The sequence below is a fragment of the Rhodobacter maritimus genome (assembly GCF_058747975.1).
This window is the reverse complement of the sequence record NZ_CM179095.1, coordinates 1,090,043-1,113,503: the sequence shown is the minus strand read 5'-3', so window position 1 is coordinate 1,113,503 and position 23,461 is coordinate 1,090,043. Positions and strand designations below refer to the sequence as shown.

At 66.5% G+C, this 23,461-nt stretch carries 22 protein-coding genes and 1 other annotated feature; of the genes, 11 read left to right on the top strand and 11 right to left on the bottom strand.

Annotation, left to right across the window (positions count from 1 at the left end; genetic code table 11):
- Positions 1 to 120: 120 nt before the first annotated feature.
- The 3 genes from AC4PTO_RS05585 to AC4PTO_RS05575 all read right to left on the bottom strand — a co-directional run bounded on the left by AC4PTO_RS05585 (position 121) and on the right by AC4PTO_RS05575 (position 4,205).
- Positions 121 to 534 (bottom strand): cupredoxin domain-containing protein, encoded by a 414-nt coding sequence (locus tag AC4PTO_RS05585; protein WP_492732704.1) that lies wholly within the window; start codon positions 532 to 534, stop codon positions 121 to 123.
- Positions 535 to 620: 86 nt separating this feature from the next.
- Entirely contained in the window at positions 621 to 2,444 is a 1,824-nt protein-coding gene (locus tag AC4PTO_RS05580) for a NapC/NirT family cytochrome c (RefSeq protein ID WP_492732702.1), read from the bottom strand.
- A gap of 114 nt (positions 2,445 to 2,558) precedes the next feature.
- Positions 2,559 to 4,205, bottom strand: a complete 1,647-nt coding sequence (locus AC4PTO_RS05575; protein ID WP_492732700.1) for a cytochrome D1 domain-containing protein — start codon at positions 4,203 to 4,205, stop codon at positions 2,559 to 2,561.
- A 312-nt stretch (positions 4,206 to 4,517) separates the two neighbouring features.
- Between AC4PTO_RS05575 and AC4PTO_RS05570 the strand changes: the two genes are divergently transcribed.
- The 7 genes from AC4PTO_RS05570 (at position 4,518) to AC4PTO_RS05540 (ending at position 11,310) form a co-directional block, all read left to right on the top strand.
- Positions 4,518 to 5,714, top strand: coding sequence for an NnrS family protein (locus tag AC4PTO_RS05570; RefSeq protein ID WP_492732698.1), 1,197 nt, complete (start codon positions 4,518 to 4,520; stop codon positions 5,712 to 5,714).
- A 106-nt stretch (positions 5,715 to 5,820) separates the two neighbouring features.
- A complete protein-coding gene (locus AC4PTO_RS05565; protein ID WP_492732696.1) occupies positions 5,821 to 6,276 on the top strand; it encodes a c-type cytochrome in 456 nt (151 codons plus the stop codon).
- A gap of 18 nt (positions 6,277 to 6,294) precedes the next feature.
- Complete coding sequence (locus AC4PTO_RS05560; protein WP_492732694.1) at positions 6,295 to 7,686, top strand: cbb3-type cytochrome c oxidase subunit I; 1,392 nt, start codon at positions 6,295 to 6,297, stop codon at positions 7,684 to 7,686.
- 5 nt (positions 7,687 to 7,691) lie between these two features.
- Positions 7,692 to 8,498 (top strand): CbbQ/NirQ/NorQ/GpvN family protein, encoded by an 807-nt coding sequence (locus tag AC4PTO_RS05555; RefSeq protein WP_492732692.1) that lies wholly within the window; start codon positions 7,692 to 7,694, stop codon positions 8,496 to 8,498.
- An 8-nt stretch (positions 8,499 to 8,506) separates the two neighbouring features.
- Positions 8,507 to 10,456, top strand: a complete 1,950-nt coding sequence (locus tag AC4PTO_RS05550; protein WP_492732690.1) for a nitric oxide reductase activation protein NorD — start codon at positions 8,507 to 8,509, stop codon at positions 10,454 to 10,456.
- Positions 10,453 to 11,034, top strand: a complete 582-nt coding sequence (locus tag AC4PTO_RS05545) for a cytochrome c oxidase subunit 3 (RefSeq protein WP_492732688.1) — start codon at positions 10,453 to 10,455, stop codon at positions 11,032 to 11,034. The genes AC4PTO_RS05550 and AC4PTO_RS05545 overlap by 4 nt, the downstream gene beginning before the upstream one ends.
- 3 nt (positions 11,035 to 11,037) lie before the next feature.
- Entirely contained in the window at positions 11,038 to 11,310 is a 273-nt protein-coding gene (locus AC4PTO_RS05540; RefSeq protein WP_492732687.1) for a hypothetical protein, read from the top strand.
- 3 nt (positions 11,311 to 11,313) lie between these two features.
- Here AC4PTO_RS05540 and AC4PTO_RS05535 read toward each other — a convergent pair whose 3' ends face one another.
- The 3 genes from AC4PTO_RS05535 to AC4PTO_RS05525 all read right to left on the bottom strand — a co-directional run bounded on the left by AC4PTO_RS05535 (position 11,314) and on the right by AC4PTO_RS05525 (position 14,282).
- Entirely contained in the window at positions 11,314 to 12,015 is a 702-nt protein-coding gene (locus AC4PTO_RS05535) for a Crp/Fnr family transcriptional regulator (RefSeq protein WP_492732686.1), read from the bottom strand.
- A 198-nt stretch (positions 12,016 to 12,213) separates the two neighbouring features.
- Positions 12,214 to 12,774 carry a UbiX family flavin prenyltransferase gene (locus AC4PTO_RS05530; RefSeq protein WP_492733558.1) on the bottom strand — a complete coding sequence of 187 codons (561 nt, stop codon included), beginning with the start codon at positions 12,772 to 12,774 and terminating at the stop codon, positions 12,214 to 12,216.
- 2 nt (positions 12,775 to 12,776) lie between these two features.
- Positions 12,777 to 14,282: a UbiD family decarboxylase gene (locus AC4PTO_RS05525; RefSeq protein WP_492733556.1), complete on the bottom strand. Its 1,506-nt coding sequence runs from the start codon at positions 14,280 to 14,282 to the stop codon at positions 12,777 to 12,779.
- Positions 14,283 to 14,406: 124 nt separating this feature from the next.
- Between AC4PTO_RS05525 and ubiT the strand changes: the two genes are divergently transcribed.
- From ubiT to ubiV, 3 genes are read left to right on the top strand one after another with little or no spacing between them, the layout of a single operon-like run.
- On the top strand, positions 14,407 to 14,943 hold the full coding sequence (gene ubiT, locus AC4PTO_RS05520; RefSeq protein ID WP_492732684.1) for a ubiquinone anaerobic biosynthesis accessory factor UbiT: 537 nt from the start codon (positions 14,407 to 14,409) through the stop codon (positions 14,941 to 14,943).
- On the top strand, positions 14,943 to 15,920 hold the full coding sequence (gene ubiU / locus AC4PTO_RS05515) for a ubiquinone anaerobic biosynthesis protein UbiU (RefSeq protein ID WP_492733554.1): 978 nt from the start codon (positions 14,943 to 14,945) through the stop codon (positions 15,918 to 15,920). The genes ubiT and ubiU overlap by 1 nt, the downstream gene beginning before the upstream one ends.
- A 4-nt stretch (positions 15,921 to 15,924) precedes the next feature.
- Positions 15,925 to 16,830, top strand: a complete 906-nt coding sequence (gene ubiV, locus AC4PTO_RS05510; RefSeq protein ID WP_492732682.1) for a ubiquinone anaerobic biosynthesis protein UbiV — start codon at positions 15,925 to 15,927, stop codon at positions 16,828 to 16,830.
- Here the strand turns inward: ubiV and AC4PTO_RS05505 are convergent.
- From AC4PTO_RS05505 to AC4PTO_RS05485, 5 genes are all read right to left on the bottom strand, one after another.
- Entirely contained in the window at positions 16,827 to 17,681 is an 855-nt protein-coding gene (locus AC4PTO_RS05505) for a universal stress protein (protein ID WP_492732680.1), read from the bottom strand. The genes ubiV and AC4PTO_RS05505 overlap by 4 nt on opposite strands.
- A gap of 13 nt (positions 17,682 to 17,694) precedes the next feature.
- Entirely contained in the window at positions 17,695 to 19,185 is a 1,491-nt protein-coding gene (locus AC4PTO_RS05500) for a SulP family inorganic anion transporter (protein WP_492732677.1), read from the bottom strand.
- 67 nt (positions 19,186 to 19,252) lie between these two features.
- Positions 19,253 to 19,310: a sequence feature (sul1 is cis-regulatory element that is thought to sense ions involved in sulfur or methionine metabolism; They are found in Alphaproteobacteria), on the bottom strand.
- A gap of 111 nt (positions 19,311 to 19,421) precedes the next feature.
- Complete coding sequence (locus AC4PTO_RS05495) at positions 19,422 to 19,592, bottom strand: hypothetical protein (protein ID WP_492732675.1); 171 nt, start codon at positions 19,590 to 19,592, stop codon at positions 19,422 to 19,424.
- A complete protein-coding gene (locus tag AC4PTO_RS05490) occupies positions 19,592 to 20,722 on the bottom strand; it encodes a YeeE/YedE family protein (protein WP_492732673.1) in 1,131 nt (376 codons plus the stop codon). Before AC4PTO_RS05490 ends, AC4PTO_RS05495 begins: the two co-directional genes overlap by 1 nt.
- A 9-nt stretch (positions 20,723 to 20,731) precedes the next feature.
- Positions 20,732 to 21,673, bottom strand: coding sequence for a sulfurtransferase (locus AC4PTO_RS05485; RefSeq protein WP_492732671.1), 942 nt, complete (start codon positions 21,671 to 21,673; stop codon positions 20,732 to 20,734).
- Positions 21,674 to 22,045: 372 nt separating this feature from the next.
- On the opposite strand from AC4PTO_RS05485, the gene tpa reads away from it, so the two are divergent.
- The gene (tpa, locus tag AC4PTO_RS05480; RefSeq protein WP_492732669.1) at positions 22,046 to 23,425 is read left to right on the top strand and encodes a hypotaurine--pyruvate aminotransferase Tpa; all 1,380 of its coding nucleotides are present in this window, start codon (positions 22,046 to 22,048) and stop codon (positions 23,423 to 23,425) included.
- Positions 23,426 to 23,461: the final 36 nt, after the last annotated feature.

The window sequence follows — 23,461 nt, the reverse complement described above, 5'->3', positions numbered from 1 at the left end:
CCTTTCACGTTTCCAGCCGTTGAGGAACCATGCCAAACGGCGGCGGGCGCGCCCTTGACAGAAGTCAATAAGCGCGCCCGCCGATCAGATTGATTGCAAAAAATGCACCGCGAATGCCCCTCAGGGCGTCACGAAAACCTTGCCGATCATATCGTGGCTTTCCCAATGCGGGCCACAGAGATAATCGAACTCGCCCGGAATCTCGAAGGTCTGCTCGGCCGATTCCTCGGGGAAAAGCCGGTCGCTCTCGGCCTCTCCGGCATCGCGGAACCATGTCGAATGCGAGGTGCGCTTGTCGACATTCACCCAACGCACGGTGCCGCCGACAGGCACCTCGACCCGCTCGGGGCAGAAGGTGTATTTATACATCAAAACCACGGCCACGCCCTCTTCCTCTGCGGCGGGATGACCATAGGCTTCGGCATAGCGTGCATCCGCCTCGGCGCAAATCGCGGCAATCTTGTCGGGGTCGGTTTCCGCCAGCGCCGGGAGTGCAATCCCGATGGCAAGGATCAGCGGAACAATCAGTTTCATGGCCGGTTTCATGGCGTTCACTCCCCTTCATGAATGCAGAGGGCGCGGCCGGTTTCCCGGCCGCCCCCATTCTTTAGCGGATGCGCTTAGCGTGCAACCACGTTGATCGTCGCTTCCGGATTATCCAGCGCCATGTGCCAGTCCATGGAGACGTGGTGGAACCGGCCGATGGTGTAGTCATCGTGGATCGCAAACCCGACGGTGTAGGTCTTGCCGGGCTCGATCGTGATGTCGCCGGGCGCGCCGGTATCGAGCGGGCGCTTGATCACCGCGGTCCAGGTATCCCCGTCCTGCGTGACCGAAGTCTCAATCTCACCGCCGGTCGCACTCCGGCGTGCATCGAGGATATGCCCGTTGTCACCGCCCGAAGGATTTGCGCGCAGCACGTCCATGAAGGTTCCGCCTTCAAGAAGCGCCGTGATCTCGGCCTCTTCCTTCAGCTTGTCCCAACCGCCAAGCGGCTTGTCGTTGCGCCCCTTCAGCTCGATCTCGGTGCGGCTTTCCGGGATGTATTTGGTCACATACTCGGTCGCGCCGATCCGCGCAGCCATGTCCCCGGCCGCAGACAAGGCCGCCCCGTCGGGTGCATCGGGCATGAAGCGGTTGTCGTTGTGGCAGGTAGCCCAGCAACCGGCCTGCTCGACATATTCGATCCCCGTTCCGGCGATCATCATCGCCACCTTGACCGGATTGTCGGGGTCCATCATGCCGCCATCCACGAACGGCACCGGGGTATGCGGCGCGGCTTGGAATTGCAGGCGGATATACAGGTTCTCGTTGTCGTGGGTTGCCTGAACAGTGGCGTCGATCGAGCCACGCTTGCCCGGGATCGGGGTGGGCTCAAGCTTCTCGCCGGTGACGATCCGCTGCCCCATATCCTTCAGCTCCTTGCCGTGGCAGGTGGTGCAGTTGTCGCCGCCCTTCGTGAAGGGACGTGCGCCGCCATGTTCCTTGCCGTTCTGCACCCATTCAAACGAGGCTTGGCCGGGATAGAACATCGTCATCGCAATCGGCGCGACGGCCGACCAGTCGACATCCGAGGCAACCTCCTGCCCCGATCCGGAAGCAGCGGCGGCAGCAGGGGTTGCCGCGGACGCGGCCTCTCCGCCCGAAGCGCCGGCCTTGGCCTGCTCTTCGGCGACGGCCTTTTCGACGGCCGAGGCGATGCGCGCGGCAACGGCCTCTTCCGCGGCCTTGGTTGCGGCGGCGGCGGCCTCGACCTCGGCGGCCTCCATGGCCTCTACCCGCTCAAGGCTATCCAGATAAAGCTGCGGAATGTCGCGCGCGAATTTCGGGTTCGGGGCTTCCAGCGCCTCAAGGTATTCCTCATCCGCGCGGTCGCGCAGATCCTTGTGGGCAATCCCCTTGTGGCAGTCGATGCAGGTCTGGCCCGTCTCGATCGCGTTCAGGTGCTGCTGGCGCGCGCGGGGGCGCTGTTTTTCGGGCAGCATCGATTCAAAGTCGTGGCAATTGCGGCACTCGCGCGAGTCGGTCTTCTTCATCCGCTCCCATTCGTGCATCGCAAGGCTGAGCCGCTTGGCATCGAACTTCTCGGGCGTGCTGATCGTGCCGACAACCTTGCCGTAAAGCTCTCTCGAGGCCTGGATCTTGCGAATGATCTTGTGCGTCCAGTCCTTCGGAACGTGGCAGTCCGAACAGACAGCCCCCACGCCCGAGCGGTTCACGTCATGGATCGTGCCGGTGTATTCCTGATAGACGGTATCCTCCATCTCGTGGCACGAGATGCAGAAATCCATCGTGTTTGTCGCTTCCATGGCGGTATTGAAACCACCCCAGAAAAGGATGCCGGCGACAAACGCGGCAGCGGCGCCCACCACGGGGACGCCAAAATAGACATAGCGGCGCCACAGGCTGCCGGTTTTCGGTGTGTCGTTGCTTTCATTCGGCATCGGCGATGGCTCCTGCGCGGACAGGGGCGCCGCCATGCGGACGCCGCCCTGTCTGTCAATTCCGGTAAGGGCGGGCAGGCCGCGTCACTGCGGCCTGCCCCGGGATCAGTCACATCAGGTGACGTGGTTGGTGCGGTTGAAGACGTTGAACTTGCCGGTCGGCGCATAGAGGCCGTCGATCCGGGCTTTTTCCTCAAGCGTCTCGGCGTCGTAGATCACCATCTGACCATTGGGTTCTTTCGAGTCGGACATGTTCCACTTGGACACCCACACCTCGGTGCCGTCCTTGTTGAACTCGAAGTGCACCGCAGCCGAACCTTCATCCTCGGTCACCATGATCGTCTTCGCGATCTCGCCGGTGGCCTTGTCGATCACCTGGATCGATTGCTGCACTTCCGGATCCGGGTGCTTGGTCTGGTCAGCCCAGACATATTTCGAATTCGGATGGGTGCGGATGAACAGGCCGGGGCCGTCCGTCTCGACTGTGTAGCAGACCTTCCAGGCCTGATCGGCATGGGCTTCGGGATCGTTGCCCCAGACGGTCACGGTGCCTTCACCCAGGTGGGTGGTGCCGGCAACGGGGCCACAATTGGGATCTTCCCAGTTGGCGCCGGGGCCGGGGTGCGGCAGCGCGCCCACATCGATCAGCGCTTCAAGCTTGCGCTCCTTGGTGTCGACCACGACCATCTGGTTCGATGCGTTCGCGGCGATCTGGAAGTAACGCCCCGTGGTGTCGAAGAACCCGTCATGCAGGAACTTGGACGAGTTGATCTGCTCGATGCGCAGGTTGTCGAGGTCGGAATAGTCCACCTGCCACATCTGCCCCAGCTCCTTCACGGCGACCAGGAAGGTCGGCTCGTTCGGGGTGGTGTAGATTGCGGCCACGCGGGCCTCTTCGACATAGTTGCCGTCGATGTTCACGCCACGGGTCGAGACGACCTTCAGCGGTTCCATCGTATGGGCATCGGCGATCACGAAATGCGGGGGCCAGTAACCGCCACCGATGACGTATTTGCCGTCACCCGACACCGCCACGTCGCGCGCGTCATGGGCGATGTCCACTTCGGCGACCAGCATCTTGTCCGGCGTCTGCCAGAGGTCGATCTTGGTCATCTTGCCGTCGCGGCCCATCGTGTACCAGAAGCGGCCGGGATTCTCCATGTGCTCCACGTTGTGGTGCTCGGAGGCCTTGATGACGTGCACCGCATAGCCGGTCGGGATGTGGGTCAGCACTTCCTTGGTATCGCCGTCGATGATGGCGACCTTGCCGACATCACGCTCGATGACGACGAAGAAGTTTTCCCAGTTGCGGCCGTGCAGCGGCTCGGTCGGGTAGTCTTCGGGCTCCACATAGACCTTGCGCGAAGCCTTCATCTGCTCCAGCGACCATTCCGGCGGTTTCGGCGCATCCATCTGGATATAGGTGGCCATGTTCTTGATTTCTTCTTCGGTCATGATGTCCGAGAAGTTGTTCATCCCGCCTTCGGTCCCGAACGCGATGATCTTTTCAAGACGCTCCTGGCCAAGCTTCAGCGTGCCGCCTTCGGTGACGGTGCCATCGGCGGCGGTCTGTTTCCATGCCGGCTCGAGGTTCTTGCCCGTCGCGCCCTTGCGCAGCACGCCGTGGCAGCCCGCGCATTGCTGGAAGTAGATCTCCTTGGAGTGTTCGAAGGCTTCGGGGCTCAAGGTCGGCTGTTCCTGCGCAAGGGCAGGAAGCGCGACACTCGTCAGAAATATCGCAAGCCCGGCGCCGAGAGCCATTCGAGGTTTGTTCATGGTCTTTGGTGACATCATCACTCTCCTGTGGGCAAATGAGGCCCCCGGAACCTGCCTGCGATCCCCCGGACCGACCTTGATAAAAGTCAAGAATTCGTGAGCAAGGTGTCGCAGCCCGGAAAGCCAGAAAATCCTCCGCCCATCTCCTTGTTTTAAATGTATTTTCAAGATTCACCTTATGAGCGCCGCGCAGCTTGACTTTCGTTAAGGTTCCGCCGCCGCGCGGGCCCCATCCTGATGCCAAGACGCGCGGTTCCGGCGCCCTGGCCAAGGGCCATACGGATAAGGAGATTTCCCATGACCATGCTGGCTCGCCTGTTCGGCGAAGGCTTTCGCATCTTCTTTCTTGCGGCGGGGCTTTACGCCGTCTTCACCCTGATCGTGTGGGAGGGGTGGCTGGGCGTCCATGCCCTTGGGGGAATGGTCTCTCTGACGCCCTTCGCGCCGGCCCCGCATGTCTGGCACGCGCATGAGATGATCTTCGGCTTTGCCGGCGCGGCGCTTGGCGGCTTTTTCCTGACCGCCGTGCCGAACTGGACCGGGGCGCCCGCCGCGCGGCACATGTTCATCGCGCTGGTTTCGGCGCTGTGGCTTGCCGGGCGGCTGGCGGTCTGGTTCTCGGCCAGCCTGCCGCCCGCGCTGGTCGCGGCCGCGGCGCTGTCCTTCCTGCCCGTGCTGGCGGCGCAGATCGCGGTGCAGCTGGTGCGGCGGCCCAAGCCGCAGAACATCATGTTCCTGGGGATCCTGGCGATCATCTGGCTGGCCGATCTTCTGGTCCAGGCGGACTGGATGGGCTTCGGCTGGGGCGATCAGGCCCGCGGCCTGCGCGCGGGCCTGTTCGGCGTCGTCGCGCTGATCGCCGTGCTTGGTGGCCGGATCACCCCGGCCTTTACGCGCAACGCGATGCAGCGCGCCGGCCGCCATATCGGCTTGCCCGAGGCGCGCAAACCCGTCGAGCTTGCCACCATGATCGGCGCCGTCGCGCTGCCGCTCGTCGTTCTGGCCGACGCCCCCGAGGCGCTGAGCGGCGCCGTCGCCCTTGTCGCGGGGTCAGGCGCGCTTGTCCGCCTGTCGCTGTGGCGGCCGGGCTGGACCCTGCCCTACCCGATTCTCTGGGCGATGCATGTCGCCTATGGCGCGCTCGGGCTGGGCTACGTTCTGGTCGGGCTGGCCGCATTCGGCCACGGCTCCGAGATCGCGGCCCTGCACGTCCTGGGCATCGGCGCGGCGGGGGGCATGATCCTTGCGGTGATGAGCCGCGCAAGCCTGGGCCATTCGGGCCGCCCGCTGATCGCCCCGGCCTCGCTGGCATGGGGATACGGGCTTGTTGCGGGGGCCGCCGCGCTGCGCTGGATCGGCTCCACGGAGATCGGGCTTTACTACCCCGCGGTGCTGGCCTCGGGGGCGCTGTGGATCCTTGCCTTCACGCTGTTCCTGGCCGCCTTCCTGCCCATCCTGCTGGGCCCCCGCCTGCCCCGTCCCGGCGAAACTTGAGCAAAACGCCCGGTCTTCGGCGGGGGATTGACTTTCGTTAAGGCGAGTCGCCCCCCGTCACGATCATGTGAGGCACCTTCAACTGCTCCACAAAGAGGAGAGCGCAATGCGCGAAGTCATGACCAAGAGCATGGCCCGCAATATTTTCTACGGCGGATCACTGTTCTTCATTCTCATCTTCCTGGGGCTATCGGCCCACAGCCACTTCTACATCCGAAACACCTCGACCAACGAGGCGACGCTGACCGAGTCGGTGATTGCCGGCAAGCATCTGTGGGAAAAGCACGGCTGCATCAACTGCCACACGCTCATGGGGGAAGGCGCCTACTTCGCGCCCGAACTGATGAACGTCATGACGCGTTGGGGGATCGAGAGCGATGACCATGCAGGCGGCACCGAGGCGCTGAAAGCCTGGATGGATGCGATGCCCACGGGCATCGAAGGCCGCCGGCAGATGCCGCAGTTCAACCTGAACGACGACGAATACCAGAACCTCGCCGATTTCCTGCTTTGGGTCGACACGATCGACGCGCAGGACTGGCCGCCGAATGACGCCGGCTAAGCGGGAAGGAGCAACCAGATGAAATACCAATCGCAGAAAATCGCGCTGGTCTATATGGCGACCGCGCTCGCACTCTTCGCGGTGCAGGTCACGATGGGGCTGGTTCTTGGGTGGATCTATGTCTCACCCAATTTCCTGTCCGAGATCCTGCCCTTCAACGTGGCCCGGATGCTGCACACCAACAGCCTGATCGTATGGCTGATCACCGGCTTCTTCGGCGCCGCCTATTTCCTGATCCCCGAGGAATCCGAGCGGGAAATCCACTCGACCAAGCTGGCCTATATTCAGCTTGCGATCCTCGTGCTGGGCACGGCGGGCGTCGTCGTGACCTACCTGTTCAACCTTTTCGAAGGCAACTTCCTTCTGGGCAAGGAAGGGCGCGAGTTCCTTGAGCAGCCCCGCTGGGTCAAGGCCGGCATCGTCGTGGCCGCGCTGATCTTCCTCTACAACGTCTCGATGACGGTGCTGAAAGGGCGCAAGACCGCAATCAGCAACATCCTGCTTCTGGGCCTCTGGGGTCTGGCGCTGCTGTTCCTGTTTGCCTTCTACAACCCCGGTAACGTCGCGCTCGACAAGCAATACTGGTGGTATGTCGTCCACCTGTGGGTCGAAGGCGTGTGGGAACTGATCATGGCCTCGATCCTGGCCTACCTGATGCTCAAGCTGACCGGCGTGGACCGCGAGATCGTCGAGAAATGGCTTTACGTCATCGTCGCCGCCGCGCTCTTCTCGGGCATCCTTGGCACCGGGCACCACTACTACTGGATCGGCGCGCCGGGCTACTGGCAGTGGATCGGGTCGATCTTCTCCTCGCTCGAGGTGATTCCGTTCTTCGCCATGATGGCCTTTGCCTTCGTCATGGTCTGGAAAGGGCGCCGCGACCATCCCAACAAGGCCGCCCTGCTGTGGAGCCTTGGCTGCGCCACGCTGGCCTTCTTCGGCGCGGGTGTCTGGGGCTTCCTGCACACGCTGCACGGTGTCAACTACTACACCCACGGCACGCAGGTCACCGCCGCGCACGGCCACCTGGCCTTCTTCGGGGCCTATGTCGCGCTGAACCTGGCGATCATGTCCTATGCCATGCCGCTACTGAAGAACCGCGATCCCTACAACCAGGTGCTCAACATGGCCTCGTTCTGGCTGATGTCGGGCGGCATGCTGTTCATGACCTTCACGCTGACCTTCGCGGGCACGGTGCAAACCCACCTGCAACGCGTGAACGGCGAGTTCTACATGGACGTGCAGGACCAGATCTGGGTCTTCTACGCGATGCGCTTCGGCTCGGGCGTTGCGGTGGTGCTGGGTGCGCTGCTGTTCATCTACGCCCTGCTCGTGCCGCGGCGCGAAGTGATCGAGCCCGGTCCGGCCGAACAGGCCCGGCTGGACGCCGAGCACGTCGCGGCGGAGTGATGGCGATGAACGCGCATATCAACCTGAAGGGGGCGGCTGATGCCCCCTTCTACCTGCCCCAGGGCGACGAATGCGACATCTTTGCCGCTGCGGCGGCAAACGATCTGCCCGTGCTTCTGAAAGGCCCGACCGGCTGCGGCAAGACCCGCTTCGTGGCGCATATGGCCGCCCGGCTTGGCCGGCCGCTTTACACCGTGGCCTGCCATGACGACCTGTCGGCGGCCGACCTGATCGGGCGTTACCTTCTGAAGGGCGGCGAAACCGTCTGGGTCGACGGCCCGCTGACCCGCGCGGTGCGCGAGGGCGCGATCTGCTATCTCGACGAGGTGGTCGAGGCCCGCAAGGACGTGACCGTGGTTCTGCACCCGCTGACCGACGACCGGCGCATCCTGCCGATCGACCGCACCGGCGAAGAACTGGAGGCCGCCCCCGGCTTCATGCTCGTGGCCTCTTACAACCCCGGTTACCAGAACATCCTCAAGACCCTCAAACCCTCGACCCGGCAGCGTTTCGTGGCGATGGAATTCGACTTCCCCGGCCCCGCGCACGAAGTGCCGGTGGTCGCGCGCGAAAGCGGCCTTCCCGAAGACCGCGTCCAGCCGCTGGTGCGTCTGGCGGGCAAGCTGCGCGCGCTCAAGGGGCAGGATCTGGAGGAAGGCGTCTCGACCCGCCTTGTCGTCTATGCAGCCACGCTGATCGCGGGTGGCATGCCGGTCGAACGTGCGATCACGGCCGCGATGATTGAACCGCTCAGCGATGATGCGGATGTCAAACGCGGGCTCCGCGATCTTGTAACGGCCGTTTTCGGGTGAGGCAGGCCGTGACCAGGATCGAGTTCGAGCCATGGGAACCCGAAGAATCCGTCGGGAAATTGTGGCACGTCCTGGCCAGCCGTCTTGACGCCCCCGAGGCGTATGACGGAGCCCGTGTCGACCTTTCCGAGGTCGGCGGACGGCTGGCTGTCCTTTTCCGCGCGCTTGGTGGTGCGCCATCGGTCGAGGTGAAACCCGTCGCCGAGGAGGTCAGCCGCCATCGGCTGTCCTTCCTGCGCCGGCTGGGCACCGAGGCCGAGGCCACCCCGCGCGCCAGTTTCGACGGCGCGGCACTGCGCCTGCCCGCCTCGCTTGCGCTTTTCCCCGCGCGCGAGGCGAATGCCGCCGCCTATGTCTGGCTTGCCGGCATGGCCGCGCATGCCCAGGGCAGCGCGGAATCCCCCCTGCCCGAGGATCCGCTGCAAGCCGACCTGGAACGTATCGCCCGCGCCAACCGCATGGTGCGCGCCACGCTGCAAGATGCGCCGGGGTTCCGCGCGCTTTACACCGACCTGTGCGCCGCAACCCTTTCGCTGCGCCCCCTTGCCAAGCTGCCCACGACCGAGGCTGCGGTCGAGGCCATCCTGCGCGCAGAGCTGGGCGATCCCGCCCCCCTGCCGCCCGAGGCACGGCGCCTGCGCGACGCGCTTGTCGCGGGGGATATCGCGGCCCTTCAGGCCCCGCGCGGCTATCAGACCTTCCGCCCGGTCACGCTCTGGCCCGATCTGCGCGAGGCCGGCTGGTCCGCCCCCACCGAGGTCGAGACCCGCGCCACCGACGGCACCCCCGAAGAGGGCGAGGGCAACATGATGCACCGCGCCCGCCGCCGCCGCGCTGATCAGGCCGAGCGCAAGGACAGCTTCATCCTGCACAAGTTCGAGGCGATCCTGAGCTGGGCCGAATTCATCAACCTCAACCGCCGCGTCGAGGACGACGATCCCGACAGCGCCAAGAAGGCCGCCGACGATCAGGAAGAGATCGGCCTTGGCCAGATCTCCAAGGCGCCCGCCACGCGGCTGAAGCTGCATCTTGACCTCGCGCCCGAGGATGTCGACCGCGAAGCCGTGTCCGGCCGCTTCACCTATCCTGAATGGGACGTGCGAAGCGGTGCCTATCTTCCGGCCCATGCGTGCGTTCTCGCCTCGCAGGTCGAGCCCGGCGATGGCCTGCCCGATTTCCGCGCCGATCCGCGCAGCATGCGCCGCATCCGCGCGGTCAAGCGCCAGTTCGAGGCGCTGCGCCCCGGCCGCGTCTTCACCACCGGCCATCTGGACGGGGAAGAGCTGGACATGGAAGCCGCCGTGCGCGCGCAGGTCGAGCTGAGCGTCACCGGCGCATCGCGCGACCGCATCTGGCGCCAGAGCCGCCCGCAGAAACGCGACCTTGCGGTCTCGATCCTGCTCGATGTCTCGCGCTCGACCGAAAGCGCGGTGGCGGGCCGGTCGGTCATCGAGATTGAGCACGAGGCGCTTGCCGCGCTTGCCTGGGGGCTTGATGCCTGCGGCGACGATTTCGCGGTCAACGCGTTCTCCTCGCTCAAGCGGCACCGCGTCTATGTGATGAACTGCAAGCGCTTCGGCGAACCCATGAGCGCGACGGTCGAATCGCGCATCGCCGCCCTCAGGCCGGGCTTCTACACCCGCCTCGGCGCCGCGATCCGCCACAGCTCGGTCGAGCTTTCGGAACAGGCGCGCAAGCGGCGGCTGCTTCTTGTCATCACCGACGGAAAGCCCAACGACCTGGACCATTACGAGGGCCGCCACGGGATCGAGGACAGCCGCATGGCCGTGCTCGAGGCGCGCCGGGCGGGGCATTCGGTCTTTGGCATCACCATCGACCGGCAGGGAAAATCGTGGTTCCCGCGCATCTTCGGGCGGGGCGGGTTCACCGTGATCCCGCATGCCGACCACCTGACTGCCGCCCTGCCCGAGATTTATCGCCAGCTGGTCGGCGCATGAGCCCGCGCCCCCCATCCGCGACCGGACCCGCCCCCGAGGCCCATCCACTGGATCAGTTGCCCGGCGATCTGATGATGTGGGTGCTGATCGTGTCCGAGCTGCTGGTCTTCGGCGCGGGGCTTGCGGCATTTCTGGGCGTGCGCATCACCGACCCCGCGGGCTTTGCCGCGGCGCAGGACCATCTGCACCGCACCGGCGCGGGGATCAACACGCTGGTGCTGGTCACATCGGGGTTCTTCGCGGCCCTGGCCGTGCGCGCCGCCGAGGCCGCGCGCAAGGCCGCCACCCGGATGTGGCTGGCCGCCGCCGCCGCCTTGGGCGTCGTGTTCCTGGTGCTCAAGGGGATCGAATATGCCGACAAGGCCCGCAGCGGGATCGGGATCGAGACGAGCCCGTTCTTCACCTTCTACTACCTTCTGACCGGCTTTCACGCCGCCCATGTCGTGGCGGGCATCGTGATCCTGGGCCTTGTCTCGCTGCGCTGCGTGCCGCGCACCGTCGAGGTCGGGGCCGCGTTCTGGCACATGGTCGATCTGGTCTGGGTCCTGCTGTTCCCGGTCATTTATCTGCTGAGGTAAGCCATGACCAAAGATCCGCTGATCCGGGCCTGGGGCTGGCTGCTTGCCTTTTCCGCGCTGTCCACCGCGCTTGCCGTTGCCGTGTCGCGCGGGGGAATCGACGGTGCGGGGATCACCGCGGGCGGGGCCGCGATCCTGTTTCTGGCCTGGGCCAAGGCGCGGGTCATCCTGCGCAGCTATCTGGGGCTTGCGCAGGCGCCGTTCTGGAACCGGGGCTTTGCCATCGTGCTCGGGCTTTATGCGCTGCTGCTTCTGGCGCTTTACCTGATGGGCTGAGCCTCAGCCCCGCGACCAGGCCCCCGCCGGGTCTTCGTCCGCGAATTCGCGCAGGTCCGCCACATCGTCGATCACCGCCACGTTCTGGCGGATCTGCACGCCCTGTTCGCGCAGCTTGGCAAAGGCGCGCGACAGGCTTTCGGGCTTCATCCCCAGGCGCCCGGCGATCAGAACCTTGTCATAGGGCAGCGTCACCTCGCACCGGCCCTCGCCGCAGGGTGCCAGTTCCAGCAGGAATTCGGCCACGCGCTGTGCGCCGGTCTGCGCCTTGAGCTGCTCGATCTGCGCCACGAGGCGGTGCAGATGCGCGAAGGTCGCCGCGATAAGCGACAGCGACATCTCGGGATGCTCGCGCACCATGCGCAGGATCGCCTCGGTCTCGATCCGCACCAGCCGGCAATCCGTCGCGCATTCGGCCGAGACGGGATAGTTGTCCTGCGTGAAGGCCACGGCCTCGCCGAAGGAGTGGCCGCGGGTGAACACGCCCACCACGGCCTCGGCCCCGTTCGGCGCGATCCGGTAAAGCTTGACCCAGCCTTCGATCACCACATAGATCGCGGCCGCGCGTTCGCCCTGCAGAAAGATGGTCGTGCCGCGCTCGATGTCGCGCACGCGCGCCGTGGCCATGACGCTCTTGACCGCCGCTTCGGGCAGGCTGGCAAGCAACAGCGACTTGCGGGCGATCCTGAAGATTTCGGTGTCCATGGCGCGCTCCCTTCTGGGGCGGATCATTGGCAGAAATCCGTCGGAGGATAAAGCCCTGGCCGTGCCAATTGCACATTTCACGGTCATCTTTCGCATGGCTGCGGCCCGGGGACGGCAAGGAAGCGACACATGTGCCCCGCAAACGGCCCGGCCTGCCTTTTCAACATGTTGAAAAATCAGGGGCCGTCGCAGGACGATTCAGCCGCCCGTCCAGGCCCTGGCCGCAGGCGGCGCGACGCGCAGCAGGTCGACCGCGCGCGCGGCAATCTGGCGCGCGATCTCTTCGGTGGTCGCGGGGCGCAGGTAGAAGGCCGGAACCGGCGGCAGGACGATGGCGCCCATCTCGGTCGCCGCCGTCATGTTGCGCAGATGCGCAAGCGTCAGCGGCGCCTCGCGTGCAAGCAGGACCAGCGGGCGGCGCTCTTTCAGCTGCACCCCGGCGGCGCGGATCAGCAGGTTGTCGTCCAGCCCCTGCGCAATCGCCGACAGGCTGCGCATCGAGCAGGGCGCGACGATCATCCCCGCCACCGGAAACGAGCCCGAGGCGATCGCCGCCCCCAGATCTCCGATCCCGTGCACCCGGTCCGCAAGCCCGCGCAGCTCTGCCCCCGCATCCGGGCCGATCTCGAGCGTCAGCGTGCGCTTGGCCATGGGCGAGAGCACCAGATCCACCGCCGCGCCGACCGCATGCAGCGCGCGCGCGCATTCCAGCGCCAGCACCGCCCCCGACGCCCCCGACACCCCAAGCACCACGCGCACGCTCATGCCCTCCCCCCGTCTTTCGGCAGATGGCGCGCAAGGATGTCGGCCGCCCGCGCCTCATGCGCGGGGTCCAGCGCCATGAGGCGGCCCCATTCCCGCGTCGTCTCGGCCCCGATCTTGTTCGTGGCGTCGATCCCCAGCTTGCCCGCCAGCCCTTCGCGCGGCGAGGCGAAATCGAGGTAATCCATCGGCGTGCCGTCGATCACCGTGACATCGCGCGCCGGGTCCATCCGCGTGGCCATCGCCCAGACCACATCGTCCCAGTTGCGCGGGTCGATATCGTCATCCACCACCACGATCGTCTTGGTATAGCTGAACTGCGCCAGCATCCCCCAAAGCGCCATCATCACGCGCCGCGCCTGGCCCGGATAGCGCTTGTCGATGGCCACCACCGCCATGCGGTAGGAACAGGCCGCCGGCGGCAGCCACAGGTCGCGCACCTCGGGGATCTGGGCGCGGATCACCGGCAGGGCAAGCTCGTTGAACACCTCTCCGATGACCGAGGGCTCGTCCGGCGGGCGGCCCGTCACCGTGGTCAGATACAAGGGATCGCGCCGGTGGGTGATGGCGGACAGGCGCATCACGGGGAACGGCTCGACCGCGTTGTAATAGCCGGTATGGTCGCCGAACGGCCCCTCGGGCGCGGTCTCGCCCGGATGCACCCAGCCCTCCAGCACGATCTCGGCCCGCGCGGGCACCAGAAGCGGCACGGTGCGCGCGGGCACCAGATCGGCGCGCGCCCCGCGCAGCACGCCCGAAAACGCCATCTCGGAAACGGTTTCAGGCAGGGGCAGCGCGGCGGACAGAAGCGTCGCGGGATCGGCGCCAAGCGCGATCGCCACGGGCATCGGCGCGCCCGCCCGCGCCCAGCCGCGCGCATGGGCCGCCCCGCCACGATGCGCAAGCCAGCGCAGGATCAGCCGGTCGGGGCCAAGCACCTGCGCGCGGTAGACCCCAAGATTGTAGCGCGCCACCTGCCCCGGCTGGCTGTCATGCGGGCGGGTGACGACGACGGGCCAGGTGATCAGCGGGCCCGCATCGCCCGGCCAGCAGGTCTGCACCGGGATCGCGCGCAGGTCGGGTTCGGGCTGGACCTGCTGCACGGGCGCGCGCTGCATGAGGCGCGGCCGGGTCGACAGCGCGGCCTTCAGCATCGGCCAGCGTGACAGCGCGTCGCGCATCCCCTCGACCGGGGGCGGGCTGCGCAGGGCGGCAAGGAACGCACCGAATTCCGGCAGCTCGGCCCGCGTCAGCCCCAGGCCCGCGGCCACGCGATCGGGCGTTCCGAACAGATTGGCCACGACCGGCATCGCCGCCGCCTTGCCCGCCGCGTCCCGTGCATTGTCAAAGCGCAAGACCGGCCCTGCGGCCCGCAGCGCGCCTTGCTGAAGTGCCGTCATCTCGTGGCGCAGGGCCACCGGATCGCGCAGCGTCAGAAGCTGCCCCCCCGCCTCGGCCCAGCCAAGGAAGGCGCGCAGATCGGCAAATACGGGGAGCGAGCGGATGGCGGCCTCCTGCGGTGACGGGCCGCATCGGGTTAGCAGAGCGCCTGCGCTATCGTCTTGATATACGTCAAGTCCTTCGGCTCCGTGCCGGTCTATCACCGCCGGAGCCACGCAAGAGGTGCCCATGACCGCTTCCCCCCTGCCGCGCTTTCCGCGCGCCCTGTTTCTTGCCGCGCGGCCCCTGCCGCTTGCGCCGCTGAGCCTTGGGCTTGGCCGCCTTGGCCGCCGGGTCAGCGCCAGGCATCCGGGCCTTCTGCGCCGCCTTGGCCCCTATGCCGCGCAGCGCTTCCTGGTGGACCCGACCGACCTGCCCTTCGTCCTGCTGATCGTGCCGCAGACGGCCGAGGTCAGTGCACATCGGCGCGGGCAGGGGCTGGATCATGCCGCGCGCATCGCCGGGCCGCTTTCGGCCTTTCTGGCGATGATGCATGGCGCGCAGGACGGCGATGCGCTGTTCTTCTCGCGCGATCTGGTGATCGAGGGCGATACCGGCGCGGTGCTTGCGCTGCGCAACGCCATCGACGACAGCGAACTGGACCTGACCGAAGAGATCGCGGCGATGGCCGGCCCCCTTGCCAGCCTTGCGCGCCACACGCTTGGCCGGACCGAACGCCTGACCGGGCTTTCCCTGCATCGCACCGAAACGGAGGCCTGGGCATGATGGAACTGGTCTGCCCCGCGGGCACCCCGGCCGCCCTGCGCGCCGCAGTCGAGGCCGGGGCCCATACCGTCTATTGCGGCTTTGCCGACGAAACCAATGCGCGCAATTTTCCGGGCCTCAACTTCTCGCGCGAGGAGCTGGCCGAGGCGGTCGCCTTCGCCCATGCGCGCGGCGCGAAGGTCCTGGTGGCGATCAACACCTTCCCCCGCGCCGGGGCCGAGGCGCTGTGGCATGCCGCGGTGCGCGACGCCGAAACCGCCGGGGCGGATGCGGTGATCCTTGCCGATCCGGGCCTGCTGGCCCATGCCGCCGAGGCGCATCCGGACCTGCGGCTGCATCTGTCGGTGCAGGCCGCCGCCGCCAATCCCGATGCGATCAACCTTTATGCAAGCGCCTTCGGCGTGCGCCGCGTGGTGCTGCCGCGCGTCCTGACCGTGGACGAGATCGCCGCCATCAACCGCGAGATCGACGTGGAAACCGAGGTCTTCGTCTTTGGTGGCCTGTGCGTGATGGCCGAGGGGCGGTGTTCGCTGTCCTCCTTCGCCACCGGCAAATCGCCCAACATGAACGGCGTCTGCTCGCCCGCCGAGGCGGTGGTCTATGCCGAAGAGGGGCCCGAACTTGCCGCCCGTCTGGGGGGCTTTACCATCCACCGCACGCCGAAATCCGCCCCCGCCCCCTACCCCACGCTGTGCAAGGGCTGCTTCACCTCGGGCGCGCAGACCGGCCATATCTTCGAAGACCCGGTCAGCCTCGATGCGACGCGGCTGATCCCCGCGCTTGCCCGCGCCGGCGTCAGCGCCCTCAAGATCGAGGGGCGGCAGCGCTCGCGCGCCTATGTGGGCCAGGTGGTCCGCGCCTTCCGCACCGCCGTCGAGGCGCAGGCCGCGGGCCTGCCGCTTCCCGAAAGCACATTGGCGCGCCTGACCGAGGGGCAGGCCGCCACCACCGGCGCCTATGCCAAGACCTGGAGGTGACCCCATGGATCTGACCGTCGGGGCCAACCCGTTCTTCTGGACCGCCGAGGCCGTGCGCGCCTTCTATGCCGATCTTGCCCAGGCCCCCGTCGCGCGCGTGGTGCTGGGCGAGCAGGTCTGCTCCAAGCGCCTGCCCTTCTGGGCCGCCGAGATCCCCACCGCGATCGAAACCCTTCAGGCCGCCGGGAAAGAGGTCGCGCTGAGCTCGCTCGGCCTCATCACCCTGCCGCGCGAACGCAAGCTGACGCGCGAGTTGCCGGACATGGGCCTGCCGATCGAGATCAACGACCTCAGCGCGCTGCACCATATCCCCGAGGGCACGCCCTTCTGGGTGGGCCCGCTGGTCAATGTCTATAACGAGGGCACGCTGCGATGGTTGGCCCGGCGCGGCGCCACGCGGATCTGCCTGCCGCCCGAACTGACGCTGGACTCGGTCGCGGTGCTGGCGCGCGCGGGGCAGGATGCGGGCGTTGCCATCGAGGTCTGGGGGCATGGCCGCCTGCCGCTTGCGATCTCGGGGCGGTGCTATCACGCAAGGCTGCACGACCGCGCCAAGGACAGCTGCCAGTTCGTCTGCGGCGACGATCCCGACGGGCGCGAGGTCGACACGCTGGACGGGCAGAAATTCCTTGTGGTGAACGGCGTGCAGACGCTGAGCCAAAGCACCGCCAGCATGGTCCACCATGCCGCGGACCTGGCCGCGGCCGGCGTCTCGGCCCTGCGCCTGTCGCCGCAAAGCCGCGATTTCGGCGCGATCTGCCGGGGCTATGCCGATCTTCTGGCCGGGCGCACGGCCCCCGGCGACCTCGCCGAAAGCCTGCGCGGCATGGTGCCGGGCGGCACGCTGTCGGACGGCTTCCTCGATGGCTCGGCCGGGGCGAACTGGTCGGGCGCGCGGGCGCGGGCCTAGCGCATCAGCAAGACCGGCACCTTGCACGAACGGATCATCGCAGTCGTGGTCGAGCCGATAATCAGGCTGCGGATGCGACTGTGGCCATAGGCGCCCATCACCACCATGTGGAAGCCCTCGGCCTCGACCAGATCGCCCAGGGCGGTCTCGGGCTGGCCGGGCAGGATACGCGCGGTGGCTGCCCGTCCGGCATCGGCCAGAACCTTGCGGGCCGCTTCAAGCTGCGCCCGGGTTTCGGGCGTCTCGGCACCGATGGTGACAAGCTCGATGGAGAGATCTGCGAAAAGAGCGTCCTGAGCCAGATGCGCGACCGCTTTTTGCGCCGAAGCCCCGCCGTCCTGCGCAACAAGCACCTTCCCGATGGGCCGGAACGCGCGCGCAGCCACCAGCACCGGCCGGTGGCAGGCCCGCACGATCCGTTCCAGGTTCGAACCCAGGTGCCCCCGCGCGAAATCCGCGGCCTCGCCGCGCTTGCCGATCACGATCAGACCCGCGCCGGTTTCCTCGGCGGCGAGGGTCTCGACGATATCGCCCTGCAAAAGCCGCGCGCTTACCTGCGTTGCCCCGGCATGCATGACGATCGCGCGCGCATCGTCCAGAATGGCGCGGCCCTTCTGCGCCACCAGCTTCGCCCGCGCCTCATCCAGTTCCGCCAGTTCCGCCAGAAGCGCGCTGCGCGCGCCAAGCCGGATCGCACCGGACAGGTCGGTCTTTTCCGGCACCTCGCGCCGCCCCAGAACATGCAACAGCTCGACCGGCCGCGCGGTAAAGCGGGCCACCCAGGCGGCATGTTCGCACACGCTTTCGGCATAGGCCGATCCATCCACAAGGGCGATGATCTTGTCGGTCATGGCTGCCATCCTTTCAATGCGCCGTCAGCTTGTCCAGCGCGCCTGGCTTGTCGTGAATGGCAAGCCGGTCGACGATGGTTTCAGAGGCTTCGTTCAGGCCGATGATCTTGACCTCGGCCCCTTCACGGCGAAATTTCAGCACCGCCATGTCAAGCGCCGCCACGGAAGAGATATCCCAGATATGGGCGCGGCTGACGTCGATCACCACGCGCTCGGGCACTTCGCGAAAATCGAAGGCGGCCATGAAATCCTCGACCGAGCCGTAGAACAACTGCCCCTCGACCACATAGGTCCGCACCCGCCCGTCGGCGCTCAGATCTGCGCTGACGCGGAACAGCTGCGCAATCTTGGCGGCGAAGAACAGCCCCGACAAAAGCACCCCGGTCAGCACGCCGATGGCAAGGTTATGGGTCCAGACCACCGCCGCAACCGTCGCCAGCATCACGATGGAGGAGGATTTCGGATGCGTCCACAGCGCCCGGATCGAAGACCAGCTGAACGTGCCGATCGACACCATGATCATGATCGCCACCAGCGCGGGCATCGGAATGCGGCTGACCCAATCGCCAAGCCCCACGCAGAAGATCAGCAGCATCACCCCCGCGGTGAAGGTCGAGAGCCGCCCGCGCCCGCCGGATTTCACGTTGATGACCGATTGCCCGATCATCGCGCATCCCGCCATGCCGCCGATGAACCCGGTCAGCGAATTCGCCACCCCCTGCCCCACGCATTCCTGGTTTCGGTCGCTTGGCGTGTCGGTCAGTTCATCCACGATCTGCTGCGTCATCAGGCTTTCCAGAAGCCCCACGACAGCCACCGCCAGGGCATAGGGAAAGATGATGGTCAGTGTCTCGAGGGTCAAAGGCACCTGTGGCAAGAGGAAGACCGGCAACGTGTCGGGCAGTGCCCCCATGTCGCCCACCGTCCGCACATCCCATCCGAAGCCAAGGCAAAGCGCGGTCATCACGACGATCGTCACCAGCGGCGAGGGCACCGCTCGGGTGAGCCGCGGAAACAGGTAGATGATGGCCAGCCCGCCCGCGACCATCGCATAGGTCAGCCAAGTGACCCGCGCGGGATCAAGCTCGGGCAGTTGCGCCATGAAGATCAGGATGGCAAGCGCGTTGACAAAGCCCGTCATCACCGATTTCGACACGAAACGCATGACGAAACCCAGCTTCAGCACCCCCATCCCGATCTGCAAAAGCCCTGCCAGAACCGTTGCCGCCAGCAGGTATTGCAGCCCGTGATCGCGTACCAGCGTCACCATCAGCACCGCCGTCGCCGCCGTCGCGGCCGAGATCATGCCGGGCCTTCCCCCCACGATGGCGGTGATCACCGCGATCGAAAAAGAGGCATAGAGCCCCACCTTCGGGTCGACCCCCGCGATGATCGAGAAGGCAATCGCCTCGGGGATGAGGGCAAGCGCCACGACAAGGCCCGACAAAAGGTCGCCGCGGATGTTGCCGGTCCACTGGCGCCGGTAGGAAGCAAGGGAAATCATGCAGGTGTCCACATCATGGCCCGGTGACGGATCGGCCACGCAGGTCTGTGTCAGCTCGGGTCTGATCTGTTGTCCGGCGGATCGGCGGCCGGAAGAGCCACCCGGGCGCATCCCCGGGATCCATGTTCGCGGGCGCCTGTTCGCATGCTGCTGCGCAGAAATCAACCCCGCAAGCCGTGCTCACATGGCCAAGGGACAGGCGCGGGGGGGCACCCGTCCCCCCGCGCCTGTCGCGTTCAGTGTGGCAGCGCCGCGCAATGCGCCCCGCTTGCGGCCTGCCCCGAGCCAAGCGCCAGCAGCGGCGGCGCCTTGTAGGGATCGAGGGGCTTGCTCCAGCCCAGATCCAGCGCGATCAGCGCCCCAAGCGACGCAAGCGCAACGATGGCCGTCAGACGGCGGGTCTTCATCAGCGTCCCTCCAGTCCGAGCACGGGGCGCAGGCGCACCCCGAGGAACGCGCCCGCGAAGGCCGCCACGAACCAGACCCAGCCATGCAGGCTTCCGGTGGAAATGCCGCTGAAGAACGCCCCCACGTTGCAGCCGAAGGCCAGCCGCGAGGAATAGCCCAGCAAGAACCCCGCGACCACCGTCGCCCCCCAGGCCCGCAGCGGAAGCGCGGGCAGCCCTTGCGACAGGCCCTTGCGCCACGCGGCCACGACGAAGGCACCGATAATGATGCCGATATTGGTCAGCGAGGTGACATCGGTCAGAAGGCTCTGGCCAAGCTGGGCGGCATTGCCCGGCGCGCCCCAGAAGGACGAGCCCGACAGATCCACGCCAAGCGCCGTCGCCCCCTTGGCCGCCCAAAGGCCAAGCCCGTAGACCACGCCCCAGGGCTGGCCCGCCACGACAAGGTTGCCAAGCGCCAGCACCGCCAGCAGGACGGCCGCCCAAAGCATCCGGCGCGGGATCTTGCGGTTGCCCGGTGCGGCCAGCCAAAGCAGAAGTGCTGCCACCGCAACCAGCCCCGCCAGCGTGATGACAAGCCCCTCGGTGCCTCCAAGCGCGACCACCGGCGCACTGCCCAGCCCCGTCCACCACAGAAGATGCGAGGCGCCGAAGAAGCTTCCCAGAATGAAGAAAGGCAAGGCGAGCAGGCTGACGGGATTGCCGCTTCCGGCATTGACCAGCGTGCCCGAGCCGCAGCCCAGGACGATCTGCATGCAGGCCCCGAAGACGAAGGCCCCGCCGATCATGGCAAAGCCCACGGGCGCGTGGGCGCCGCTCAGTTCCGCGCCGTGACTGGCCAGCAGCGGGAAGGCCACGACCGCCACGATCCCGATGGACAGAAGCTGCGCCAGAATGCCCGCCGGCTCCCGGCGCAGGATCATCGCGCGCCACGGCCCGGCAAAGCCGAAGCGCAACCCCTCGAGCGTGACGCCGAAGCCGACCCCCAGCAGCAGCAGAAGGCCGTAGCGCGCCCCGGCTGTGGCGGCGACGAACAGGCAGGCCAGCAGCGCGGCGGCAATCAGCGCGCCCCGCGGCAGGATCGCCGCAAAGGGCCGCCGCGCGGCAAGCTCAACGGATTGGTCGGTCATCGCTCAGCCTCAGAAAACGCTGGTAACCTGGTTCCACAGGTTGCGGAACACGCCGGGCACATTGGCCATCTCATAGCCCGCATTGGACCATCCGACCATCGAGTCCGGGTAAAGCTTGACGTTCTCCACCCCGGCCAGCTCGCTCAGCGCGAACCAGTTGGTGGCGGCCCAGTGGCCGGTATTGCAGAACGAGATCAGCTGATCCGATTCCGACAGCCCGTTTTCCTGCGCAAGGCGCCTGGCGGCCTCGGCATCCACGATCGCCGGACCGTTCGAGAACCATCCGCTATGCGTGAAATACTGCGACTGCGGTAGCGTGCCCGGTTTGGCGGCGGCCGGATGGCCCTGATCGCCCTTCCAGAAGCTTTCGGGCCGCGCATCCAGCAACAGCGCGCTGTCCTTGCCCTCGACCACGGCGGCGACATCCTCGGTCGTGGCCAGCCACTGGTGCGAGAATTGCACGTCGATGGTGCTGGGCTGCGGGGCGACGGGGGCCTTTTCCAGCGCATAGCCCGCCTCGGTCCAGGCATTCACGCCGCCGTTCAGGATCGCCAGATCCTGCACACCGCTGGATTTCAGCGTCCAGTAGACCCGCGCGGCGGCCCCGAAATCGGTGGCGTCCTTGCCCTGGTTGACGATCACCACGGGCAGGTCGGCCCGCACGCCAAGGCCGCGCAGAACCTGCGTCAGATCGGCGTCCAGGGGCAGCTGGCCGGGGTTGTCCTCGGGGCCGCGGAACAGCCCGTAGGGCGCGCTGACCGCATCGGCCAGGTGGCCGCTGGCATAGCCCTCGTCATCGGCGGGGCGGATATCGAGCACGAGCGGATCGCCCGCCTCAAGCACCTGGGCAAGCTCGGTCGGGCTGAGCAGCGGGCCGAAACCGTCCGTTTCGGCAAAGGCGGGCAGCGCGAAGGCAAGCGCGACGGCCGTGGACATGGTAAGCGTTTTCATCGGAAGCTCCTGATCGGTCTGTCCTGCATCTGGCGCCAATACGCGCGCGCGGCAAGCCCGGCGGGGGAGGCTCGGCCGGTTGCACCAAGGCCAAAATTCGCGCAGGCGCGGGGCGCATGAAATCGGGGTTTTGTGGCAGGGATCGTCCGGGACGTTTGTTCCACCACACCCCGAACGGAAGAACAGCGTTCTTATTTGTCACCCTCCCTCTCGAAAATGCCGGAATCGTGTTCCAAGCATGTCTCCACCCTGTCGCACAGACCTATCGGACGACACACGGAAAACTGGCCCCATCAGCTCTTTTCAACTGGCTCTATTCGCGCGCATGAAGGGGGCCGAGACTGGCACAACCCCTTCCCACAGGAGCCCGCCATGTCGCTTGATGTTTCCCCCAATGACCTGAGCAAGGTGGTCGAAGCCGACCGCGCCCATATCTGGCACCACCTCAGCCAGCACAAACCCTATGAGACGATCGACCCGCGGGTCATGGTGGAAGGGCGCGGGATGCGCATCTGGGACGCCCGAGGCAAGGAGCATCTTGATGCGGTCTCGGGCGGGGTCTGGACGGTCAACGTGGGCTACGGGCGGGAAAGCATCGCCAACGCCGTGCGCGACCAGCTGCTGAAGCTCAATTATTTCGCAGGCTCGGCCGGCAGTATTCCGGGGGCACTTTTCGCCCAGCGACTGATCGGCAAGATGCCGGGCATGAGCCGGGTCTACTACTCCAACTCCGGCTCCGAGGCGAATGAGAAGGTCTACAAGATGGTGCGCCAGATCGCACAGCGCCATCACGGCGGGCGCAAGTGGAAGATCCTCTACCGCGACCGCGACTATCACGGCACCACGATCGGCACGCTTGCCACCTCGGGGCAGGATCAGCGCGCAATGCAATACGGCCCCTTCCCCGACGGCTTCGTGCGCGTGCCCCACTGCCTGGAATACCGCAAGCAATGGGATGTCGAGAATTACGGAGAGCGCGCGGCCGACGCCATCGAAGAGGTCATCCTGCGCGAAGGCCCCGATACCGTGGGCGCGATCGTTCTGGAACCTGTCACCGCAGGCGGCGGCGTGATCGTGCCGCCCAAGGGGTATTGGGAGCGTGTTCAGCACATCTGCCGCAAATACGACATCTTGCTGCATATCGACGAGGTGGTCTGCGGCGTGGGCCGCACCGGCACCTGGTTCGGCTATCAGCATTACGGCATCGAGCCCGACTTCGTGACCATGGCCAAGGGTGTCGCCTCGGGTTATGCCGCGATCTCCTGCACCGTCACGACCGAGCGCGTCTTCGAGATGTTCAAGGACGTCCCGGAAGACCAGCTTGGCTATTTCCGCGACATCTCGACCTTCGGCGGCTGCACTGCGGGCCCCGTGGCCGCACTGGAAAACATGCGCATCATCGAGGAAGAGGGCCTTCTGGACAACACGCTTGCCATGGGCGCGCGCTGCCTTGCCAATCTCGAGGTGCTGATGGAAAAACACGCCGTTATCGGCGATGTGCGCGGAAAGGGGCTGTTTTGCGGGGCCGAGCTGGTCGCCGACCGCACCAGCAAGGAACCCGTGGACGAAAAGCGCGTGCAGGCCGTGGTGGCCGACTGCATGGCGCAAGGCGTGATCATCGGGGCCACGAACCGCTCGATCCCGGGAATGAACAATGTCCTTTGCCTCAGCCCTGCGCTGATCGCCACGCCGGACGATATCGACCAGATCACCGGCGCGATCGACGCCGCGCTGACGCGCGTCTTCGGCTGAGGGCGCGGCCTGCGGGGTTGATCGCGGCGCATGGGT

What these genes read in the sequence shown, in the direction of transcription:
- AC4PTO_RS05575 (WP_492732700.1), bottom strand. Translation starts at nt 4,205, where the DNA reads ATGGCTCTCGGCGCCGGGCTTGCGATATTTCTGACGAGTGTCGCGCTT.
- AC4PTO_RS05505 (WP_492732680.1), bottom strand. Translation starts at nt 17,681, where the DNA reads ATGACCGACAAGATCATCGCCCTTGTGGATGGATCGGCCTATGCCGAA.
- AC4PTO_RS05535 (WP_492732686.1), bottom strand. Translation starts at nt 12,015, where the DNA reads ATGGACACCGAAATCTTCAGGATCGCCCGCAAGTCGCTGTTGCTTGCC.
- ubiU (WP_492733554.1), top strand. Translation starts at nt 14,943, where the DNA reads ATGGAACTGGTCTGCCCCGCGGGCACCCCGGCCGCCCTGCGCGCCGCA.
- AC4PTO_RS05545 (WP_492732688.1), top strand. Translation starts at nt 10,453, where the DNA reads ATGAGCCCGCGCCCCCCATCCGCGACCGGACCCGCCCCCGAGGCCCAT.
- AC4PTO_RS05560 (WP_492732694.1), top strand. Translation starts at nt 6,295, where the DNA reads ATGAAATACCAATCGCAGAAAATCGCGCTGGTCTATATGGCGACCGCG.
- AC4PTO_RS05500 (WP_492732677.1), bottom strand. Translation starts at nt 19,185, where the DNA reads ATGATTTCCCTTGCTTCCTACCGGCGCCAGTGGACCGGCAACATCCGC.
- AC4PTO_RS05490 (WP_492732673.1), bottom strand. Translation starts at nt 20,722, where the DNA reads ATGACCGACCAATCCGTTGAGCTTGCCGCGCGGCGGCCCTTTGCGGCG.
- AC4PTO_RS05580 (WP_492732702.1), bottom strand. Translation starts at nt 2,444, where the DNA reads ATGCCGAATGAAAGCAACGACACACCGAAAACCGGCAGCCTGTGGCGC.
- AC4PTO_RS05555 (WP_492732692.1), top strand. Translation starts at nt 7,692, where the DNA reads ATGAACGCGCATATCAACCTGAAGGGGGCGGCTGATGCCCCCTTCTAC.
- ubiV (WP_492732682.1), top strand. Translation starts at nt 15,925, where the DNA reads ATGGATCTGACCGTCGGGGCCAACCCGTTCTTCTGGACCGCCGAGGCC.
- AC4PTO_RS05570 (WP_492732698.1), top strand. Translation starts at nt 4,518, where the DNA reads ATGACCATGCTGGCTCGCCTGTTCGGCGAAGGCTTTCGCATCTTCTTT.
- ubiT (WP_492732684.1), top strand. Translation starts at nt 14,407, where the DNA reads ATGACCGCTTCCCCCCTGCCGCGCTTTCCGCGCGCCCTGTTTCTTGCC.
- AC4PTO_RS05495 (WP_492732675.1), bottom strand. Translation starts at nt 19,592, where the DNA reads ATGAAGACCCGCCGTCTGACGGCCATCGTTGCGCTTGCGTCGCTTGGG.
- AC4PTO_RS05585 (WP_492732704.1), bottom strand. Translation starts at nt 534, where the DNA reads ATGAAACTGATTGTTCCGCTGATCCTTGCCATCGGGATTGCACTCCCG.
- tpa (WP_492732669.1), top strand. Translation starts at nt 22,046, where the DNA reads ATGTCGCTTGATGTTTCCCCCAATGACCTGAGCAAGGTGGTCGAAGCC.
- AC4PTO_RS05485 (WP_492732671.1), bottom strand. Translation starts at nt 21,673, where the DNA reads ATGAAAACGCTTACCATGTCCACGGCCGTCGCGCTTGCCTTCGCGCTG.
- AC4PTO_RS05565 (WP_492732696.1), top strand. Translation starts at nt 5,821, where the DNA reads ATGCGCGAAGTCATGACCAAGAGCATGGCCCGCAATATTTTCTACGGC.
- AC4PTO_RS05540 (WP_492732687.1), top strand. Translation starts at nt 11,038, where the DNA reads ATGACCAAAGATCCGCTGATCCGGGCCTGGGGCTGGCTGCTTGCCTTT.